The organism is Leptolyngbya sp. PL-A3, from assembly GCF_039962325.1.
Classification (GTDB): domain Bacteria; phylum Cyanobacteriota; class Cyanobacteriia; order Elainellales; family Elainellaceae; genus Vacuolonema.
This window is the reverse complement of the sequence record NZ_JAMPLB010000082.1, coordinates 20,773-27,053: the sequence shown is the minus strand read 5'-3', so window position 1 is coordinate 27,053 and position 6,281 is coordinate 20,773. Positions and strand designations below refer to the sequence as shown.

Annotated in this window: 12 protein-coding genes; 2 read left to right on the top strand and 10 right to left on the bottom strand. The window is 47.4% G+C overall.

Translation table 11 applies throughout. The annotated features are described in order from the left end of the window. Positions 1–365 precede the first annotated feature (365 nt). The 10 genes from NDI52_RS30780 to NDI52_RS30735 form a co-directional block, all read right to left on the bottom strand. Complete coding sequence (locus NDI52_RS30780; RefSeq protein WP_348256975.1) at positions 366–740, bottom strand: response regulator; 375 nt, start codon at positions 738–740, stop codon at positions 366–368. 850 nt (positions 741–1,590) lie between these two features. Continuing rightward, positions 1,591–2,034, bottom strand: a complete 444-nt coding sequence (locus NDI52_RS30775) for a response regulator (protein ID WP_348256974.1) — start codon at positions 2,032–2,034, stop codon at positions 1,591–1,593. 799 nt (positions 2,035–2,833) lie between these two features. Beyond that, entirely contained in the window at positions 2,834–3,091 is a 258-nt protein-coding gene (locus NDI52_RS30770; RefSeq protein ID WP_348256973.1) for a hypothetical protein, read from the bottom strand. A gap of 79 nt (positions 3,092–3,170) precedes the next feature. Then, positions 3,171–3,515 (bottom strand): hypothetical protein, encoded by a 345-nt coding sequence (locus NDI52_RS30765; protein ID WP_348256972.1) that lies wholly within the window; start codon positions 3,513–3,515, stop codon positions 3,171–3,173. Beyond that, positions 3,452–3,736 carry a hypothetical protein gene (locus NDI52_RS30760; protein WP_348256971.1) on the bottom strand — a complete coding sequence of 95 codons (285 nt, stop codon included), beginning with the start codon at positions 3,734–3,736 and terminating at the stop codon, positions 3,452–3,454. The genes NDI52_RS30765 and NDI52_RS30760 overlap by 64 nt, the downstream gene beginning before the upstream one ends. Before the next feature lie 146 nt (positions 3,737–3,882). Further along, positions 3,883–4,062 (bottom strand): hypothetical protein, encoded by a 180-nt coding sequence (locus tag NDI52_RS30755; RefSeq protein ID WP_348256970.1) that lies wholly within the window; start codon positions 4,060–4,062, stop codon positions 3,883–3,885. Between the two features lie 62 nt (positions 4,063–4,124). Next, positions 4,125–4,421 carry a hypothetical protein gene (locus tag NDI52_RS30750; RefSeq protein WP_348256969.1) on the bottom strand — a complete coding sequence of 99 codons (297 nt, stop codon included), beginning with the start codon at positions 4,419–4,421 and terminating at the stop codon, positions 4,125–4,127. Continuing rightward, positions 4,418–4,693, bottom strand: coding sequence for a hypothetical protein (locus NDI52_RS30745; protein ID WP_348256968.1), 276 nt, complete (start codon positions 4,691–4,693; stop codon positions 4,418–4,420). The genes NDI52_RS30750 and NDI52_RS30745 overlap by 4 nt, the downstream gene beginning before the upstream one ends. An 11-nt stretch (positions 4,694–4,704) precedes the next feature. Further along, positions 4,705–5,181: a hypothetical protein gene (locus NDI52_RS30740; protein ID WP_348256967.1), complete on the bottom strand. Its 477-nt coding sequence runs from the start codon at positions 5,179–5,181 to the stop codon at positions 4,705–4,707. After that, positions 5,178–5,447 carry a helix-turn-helix transcriptional regulator gene (locus NDI52_RS30735; RefSeq protein ID WP_348256966.1) on the bottom strand — a complete coding sequence of 90 codons (270 nt, stop codon included), beginning with the start codon at positions 5,445–5,447 and terminating at the stop codon, positions 5,178–5,180. Before NDI52_RS30735 ends, NDI52_RS30740 begins: the two co-directional genes overlap by 4 nt. Before the next feature lie 242 nt (positions 5,448–5,689). On the opposite strand from NDI52_RS30735, the gene NDI52_RS30730 reads away from it, so the two are divergent. Both NDI52_RS30730 and NDI52_RS30725 read left to right on the top strand, forming a co-directional pair. After that, a complete protein-coding gene (locus NDI52_RS30730; protein ID WP_348256965.1) occupies positions 5,690–5,866 on the top strand; it encodes a hypothetical protein in 177 nt (58 codons plus the stop codon). A gap of 33 nt (positions 5,867–5,899) precedes the next feature. After that, entirely contained in the window at positions 5,900–6,103 is a 204-nt protein-coding gene (locus NDI52_RS30725) for a hypothetical protein (RefSeq protein ID WP_348256964.1), read from the top strand. Positions 6,104–6,281 lie beyond the last annotated feature (178 nt).

Genomic DNA, 6,281 nt, shown 5'->3' with positions numbered 1-6,281 from the left:
AGGCTGGCCTTTTGATAAGCACTAGGCATCAAGCAGAGGAGGCTATACACTAGCCCTTGGGCGTGTTGAAGAATGGTTTCCATGACCGTCTTCTAATTTTTTGCTACGCCCTTTCTTTCAGATTTTGGCTTCTTTGGCAACCCTTACTGAGAATGGTGCAATATCTGAGCTAACCCTTCTCGCTATCTGTTCTGAAGGAGAATATCAATTGAATTAATCACATCCCGCTCTCACTTGCCTACCAGGGAGAGCTTTTTGTTCTTTTTTTGATATGCCTTATAGGAAGATGACGATTGTCTCCCATATTACAACCAAAAAACGGCTTTATTTCCGTTCGTCCACAACACAGAAATATAAGACTATTGTCAATCGGAAATAAAACCTTTTATGAGTAGTAAAAGGTTTTCAAAATCAATCGGTTTACGAATAATTTCTTCTACCTGTGATGCTAAACTTTTAATGAGTTCTAATTCTTCATAAGCAGTTACTAAAAAGATTGGTATATCAGGATTTTTTTTGGAGTCTCGAATCTGTCGGACTACTTCATCACCGTTCATCCCAGGCATCATGAAATCTAATAAGATTAAATGAGGGGAAAAGGATTCAGCCTTTTTAATGGCTGATTGACCACTATCAGCACACTCAACTTCATATCCTTCTATTTCTAATAGAGTTTGCAGTAGGAATAGATTGTCTATTACATCATCAACAATTAGGATTCGATAGATAGAATCAGGCACGATAAAAAATATGATAGCTAGCTAAAATAGATGATAGCTCGACAGTTAATCACTCTAAATGTTTATCTTAAAGTGGTTATAATCTTCCTCCTTACGGTATACATTACTATTTTTTTGACTAATTATAAATTTACTTTATATCCTGGTTTTTGGGTTTTGAAAGATTTTGTTTATGCTCTCAAAATGCAGTTGAACAACTGATTTAGCCGAAAATTGCCATCAGAGACTAGATCCAGTGGGAGGGGAAATCCACCCCTCCCGACTCCTAGTTAGCCTTCCATCTCACCCACTGCAACAGTAGCGACGGTGAAGACCATATGACCGCTGGTAGTTGCATCCCTAACTTTGCTACCCTCTTCTCAACCTTTTGCAGCTCCTCACTAACATGGGCCAGCTAAGAGCCAAGTTGGCCCATGTTAGTGAGGAGCGTGATCGTCACTCCATGCCACAATCCCAATAGTCTTGATTTCTACCCATATCGCTTTTAGGATGTGGTTTTTTGTTTGGCTATCTTCCTCTGAAGTATTTTCTCGATCTCAAAAGGAGTAAAGCGGTCAAAACTAACAATCCGCTACTCTTGAAAGACGTGTTTTTAGGTTTACTGCCACAGACTCTGTATATAGCAAACCTTCCCCCCTAATTGAGCTGCATTGGGTGCGGGGTTTTGTTTTTTACCTTTTGTTCCTTCCACAGTTGCCAGTTCTCTATACTTGCCCTCCAACAAACTTGGAGGGCTTTTTATTGACGATCGCCGGGAGAACTAAGCCCAGTACCTACGGGTTTTGCCGTCGTCAATTTGATGGCGGTTTTCTTTTTGCGATCGCCACTCACAAGTGAACTTACTGCTGTACTAGGTTCCCTGCTGTCCCTTTGCGTTCCCAGTTAAAGAAAGAATTTCATTCACAATTGCTTCTGGTTCTGCAGGTAGAGAAATGAATCGGTCAAAACCTGCCTTTATCATTGTGCGCTCGGCAATCGCGTGAGAGTAGAAATTAACAGTAAGGGTGAGTGCGATCGCTGGTATTTGGTTGATGTGGTTCTCCGGCCTAGATCGGATTTTCTGAATTAGCTCATGACCATGCATGTCAGGCAGTTGAACGTTGCAGATAAGGAGGTCTATAGGCTCCGTTAGTAATTGATCCAAAGCTGCTTTCGCAGAGTTTGTTAAAACAAGTTCTGCCTGAGCATCTTGCAAGATTACTAGAAGCAATTCAGCAACGTTCCAGTCTTGCGCGGCAATCAGAACCCTTAAGCCTTGAAGATTGGGTGTACTCTCATCTTGTCGCTGACCCATATAGGAACCACTTTCACGTGGGCGATTGGAGGCTTCTTCCTGTTTACAGTTTCTCTAGAGGTGGGCCAATGCTCGATGAGAGGATGTCGGAGATCAGTTTTGGCAGATTTATGCAGCCGATCGCTGCATACCACAGACATCGCTATTCACCTCAAACACCGCTGGTTACGGCGTAACTTGTGGTGAATCGGATCTTCGTTCTAGGGGAGAGGGCAATCGCATCCATGGTTCTTGGTAGTTTGACCACCTCTAAAATCATAAATGCCCGTCCACGGACAGTGACGGGCATCTTGCAAATATAGAGCTAGAGTCTCTAGAGCTGACTCTATGTTTTTATAGGCGACCTCTGCATTATCTTGCCATTATGCTTGTGCTTGCTTCCTTCAATAGGAAGACTGATCACATCCGAAAGAAGGATGTGGTCAGCCCTCACATTATTGGGAAGCGATCGCCACTCTATGGCACAATCTAGATTCGTAAGTTTTGATTTCCCCGCATTGCACCCACGAGCGATGCGGGTTTTTCATTGGGAAAAGTGAGAATTTCAAAAAACATAAGCAAATATAAGCAGTTGCCGTAGAGCCCAATCCCTGCGATCGCCTGCAGCAGGCTTGGTTCATATCAACTTGGGGCTTCACTGCGGCTCGTCGGCATTCCTTTGGGCAATATCGGCTCTGGCTTGTGCTTGATCTGCCCAACCCTGAGCTTCGTCTGCCTCTATCTGAGAAGATCTAATCTGGGAAGATTCTTGTTGCTTTAGAGCTTGGTCGGCTGCTTGTTGCTTCTCATCAGCAACCTCTTACGCTTTATTCGCTCTCAACTGTGCGGCATCGGCTCTTAGCTGTGCAGCGCTGGCGCGTAACTCGCGTAATGCCTGTCTCAGTTTTGCGGCATCTTGTTTGATGGCTTCAAAATTGGTGTCAGCGTCGGCAGCGCGATCCTTTAGCAACTCGACTTCCTCACGAAGTAAATCTATCTCCCGGCGAAATCTATTGTTCTCCACTGTAAGAGAACCAATTTCAGCCGCGATCGCATCCAGCATTTCCCAACTCGACATCTTCTATCGTTGCCTTCCCCACTACTCTTGGCCCCTGAAATGTACCCCAAAAAGGGGCATACGTGAGCATATGACGGCATCACTCAATGGTCAGGCAATGGGCGGGGTAACTATCCTCTTCCCCCGGCAACCCGGTGTTGTACCGGATGCTGTAGCGGTTCTCCCCCAGGTATCCGGTGACCACTGCTTCCCACCCACGAGGGACCGTCACCTTTGCCCCGTTGGGAATGCTTTGAACATCAGCAGACCTGGCAGGTTTGCGATCGCTCCCCTTCCGCCTGGTGGTGGATGCCCTCGGCACTTGCAACCCTAACCGTGCTGCCGTTTCTTCAATGACCTGAATCTCTGCCTCAACCACTTTTATCTGTCGTTGCAGCTTGGTAAGTTGCCTCCCACGGGCGATCGCCGCTTCTGTTTGAGCCACCTTCCCAGTGGGATGTATTGGCTTTTCTTGCCCCCGCTCAAGGCTTTCCGGCTCCGCAGGGTACGGTATCGCCCTGAGGTGGTGCCCACTCCCCGAGCGGTGCCCCCTGCTGGTGTTCTCTCCAACCAACAATCTTGTAGGCATTCGCCTTCGTCCTGTAGTGATGCCGCCTCTAGGTGAAGGGCTTCCAGTCGCGATTGCAGCTCGTCATACTTACTCATGATTCTTGTGCAATTTTGAAGTAAAGGGCATTAATTGCCCATGAATCAAAGGTCAAAAAAGAGCGGGTATGGTACCCGCCTTGGGGAAGACATAAATAGATCTACTCAACTTTTTACTAAAAGAAAAGTCTCCATTGGCACGGTTTTCAGGTGTTGCGATCGCCCCTACTCTGGTTCTTCTGAAAATCAACTTCCTCCTGAGCTTTTTTGATTAATGCCGAAATAGCCATAGTTTTGCTGCCGTGTCCATGTACTTCTTTGCAAGCCTGGTAATAGCTCAGCAAGGCAGACTGAAGTAGTTCAAGTTCTTCAATAGAAAGATTCACTCTTACTGTCTCACTAACTGAAGGGTCAAAAAAGAGCGGGTATGGTGCCCGCTGAGTTGTGGTCATTGTTTGGGGCGATCGGCCCACTTCATCATTTGCTGATATGTTTTCCAATCGTTTGCAATGTCCACTGCTTTCATCAGAACAGCAGCTTGAAAGCGAGTCTCATCCACCGTCAATAGCTCAGTTTGGAATTTTGGGAAAACCTGGATCTCATTGTTGCTCTCACCGACTCGGCACAACATAGAAACTGCACTGCGATTCTGAGTCGGGTATATTTCCACGCCAACACCGATGTTTTTGGAGATGTATAGCCAAAAAGCACTGGACTTAACCCAAAAACCTTCTGCTGTTGTCATGGGCGATCGTTCTCCGTTGCATTTTTCAAAACCTCTTCGCAAGCCTGATATCCTGGCAGCTCAAATTTGACGAGCTGCATCTTTACCTTTAACCAGTCGGTAATCATTGGTACTTTTACTCCCCTATTTGCCAACTCTTCGCACTGAGCCAGCAACTCAGAATTACCATTGGTGAACTGGATCAGGTATTCAGCATGATCTGGAGATAGGAGCGATTGCATAGAAATCACTTCTGCCTGCCATTTGATTTCAGCGTCATTGGGTTGGGTCATGGGCGATCGCTTTATGTCATTCCGCGCATTTGTAAACGAAGCCCAGCCATAGAGTATTCATTCATCTCACTTTGACTTAGCTCTGACAATTTCACTTCGCTAAGCTCTTCCAGCGTCATCTCCGAAAATTTCTTCTTAGGCTTCCGTCCCAATAGCTCATCAGGATTGGCAGAAAACTGTGCCGGGTCGTGCGGGCGCACAGGCTCTAGTGGGGCTTGAGGTATTGAGCTGTACCCGCTATTAGCTTGCTTTGCCCCCTCCGTCATCTCCTGCACCTTGCGATCGCGAGCTGTTTTGAAGCTTGATACCCGGTTGCTAAGCTCTGCTAGTTCCTCGTCTGTTAGGGCTTCAATACGGGTCATCACTTCGTCCACTTTTGCCCACTTACGCCGCCCTAACTCTGCCTGCATAGCTTTGATCTGGGCTTGCAGCTCTTCATCAGTCATGCTGCTGAATTCCTCGTTGCCGGTGTTTGTGGTGTCAGTCATGAGTTGATCTCTGAAATCTCATCAGGGGATAAGGTGAACTCAATCAGGTCTGAGGGCATTACTATTGGGGAGCCAGGACGCCGCCGCTTGTTGACCTGCAACAGAATTTCGTTTAGGCGATCGCCATCTAATCGGGGCATATCGCTATTCCGCCAATTGGAAACAGCATTCTTGCTCACGCCCACAGCTTCTGCCAGATCCTTGGCCTGAATACCGTGGACGTCCATTACCTCTCGCAGTTTCCATCGAATCAAGGTTGCACTCACAAAATCACTTCCTGAATTGTATCTAAATCAAGCCTACTATAGATTTTACATGTTTAACTTAAAAATTTTAGTTTAGAGTTTGATAATCTAAGTTAAACTTGTAACAGTAGTAGACATGGAGGCGATACCTCTCCCGGTTCCATGGGTCAGGAGCCTAGGCCCAGAGAGGGCAGCGGGGATAGCCCAGAGCGTACCGCCAATAAATGATGGATTGATTCGAGATACGCGATCGCCCCAGCGTGATGTTGGCCTATCGGATGGGCTGCGATCGCATTGCCCGGACTCTACACATTCACCGGGTTTTGAGGTTTCAAATGACTGGATTTGAGATTCTGCTCGATGCAATCGCTATCTGCATCCTGTTTTTGCTGACTGGCCTCGACCGAAACGCTACACCGCGCCCGGTTCCACAGCAGTAGGATGCACCACCGCCTGAACCGTAGATCGACGTTGTGGAGGTGGTAGAGAAGGCGATCGCCACCATGCCCACAGCGTTGGGGGCTGGTTCGGTGCGGATTGCGGAAGTTTTGACCTTCTTCCCATCCCGTACCGCAGAACCCGCGCCCGTGGTGGCTGCACCCCCTGTTAAGAAGCGGAGGGGACGCCCACCGGGCAGCGGTCGGAAAAAGCTTGCTCCTGCTGTTGCAGCAGGGTGAGGAAACGGGGGGCTTTGGCTCCCCTGATACGGTTCGGTTACGGATACGTCAAAGGGCGGTGCCTGCCTGAGAAACAACGCACCGCCCCTTAGTTCACCCCAAGTTAAGGAGTTCTCTCAATGGTAAAGGCTGTTATTACCCAAATTGGCACCGGGATTGAAAAAGTTCTAACTTTCCC

Coding starts and splice junctions, on each gene's coding strand:
- NDI52_RS30745 (WP_348256968.1), bottom strand. CDS start 4,693: ATGACCCAACCCAATGACGCTGAAATCAAATGGCAGGCAGAAGTGATT.
- NDI52_RS30730 (WP_348256965.1), top strand. CDS start 5,690: ATGTTGGCCTATCGGATGGGCTGCGATCGCATTGCCCGGACTCTACAC.
- NDI52_RS30760 (WP_348256971.1), bottom strand. CDS start 3,736: ATGAGTAAGTATGACGAGCTGCAATCGCGACTGGAAGCCCTTCACCTA.
- NDI52_RS30770 (WP_348256973.1), bottom strand. CDS start 3,091: ATGTCGAGTTGGGAAATGCTGGATGCGATCGCGGCTGAAATTGGTTCT.
- NDI52_RS30740 (WP_348256967.1), bottom strand. CDS start 5,181: ATGACTGACACCACAAACACCGGCAACGAGGAATTCAGCAGCATGACT.
- NDI52_RS30775 (WP_348256974.1), bottom strand. CDS start 2,034: ATGGGTCAGCGACAAGATGAGAGTACACCCAATCTTCAAGGCTTAAGG.
- NDI52_RS30750 (WP_348256969.1), bottom strand. CDS start 4,421: ATGACAACAGCAGAAGGTTTTTGGGTTAAGTCCAGTGCTTTTTGGCTA.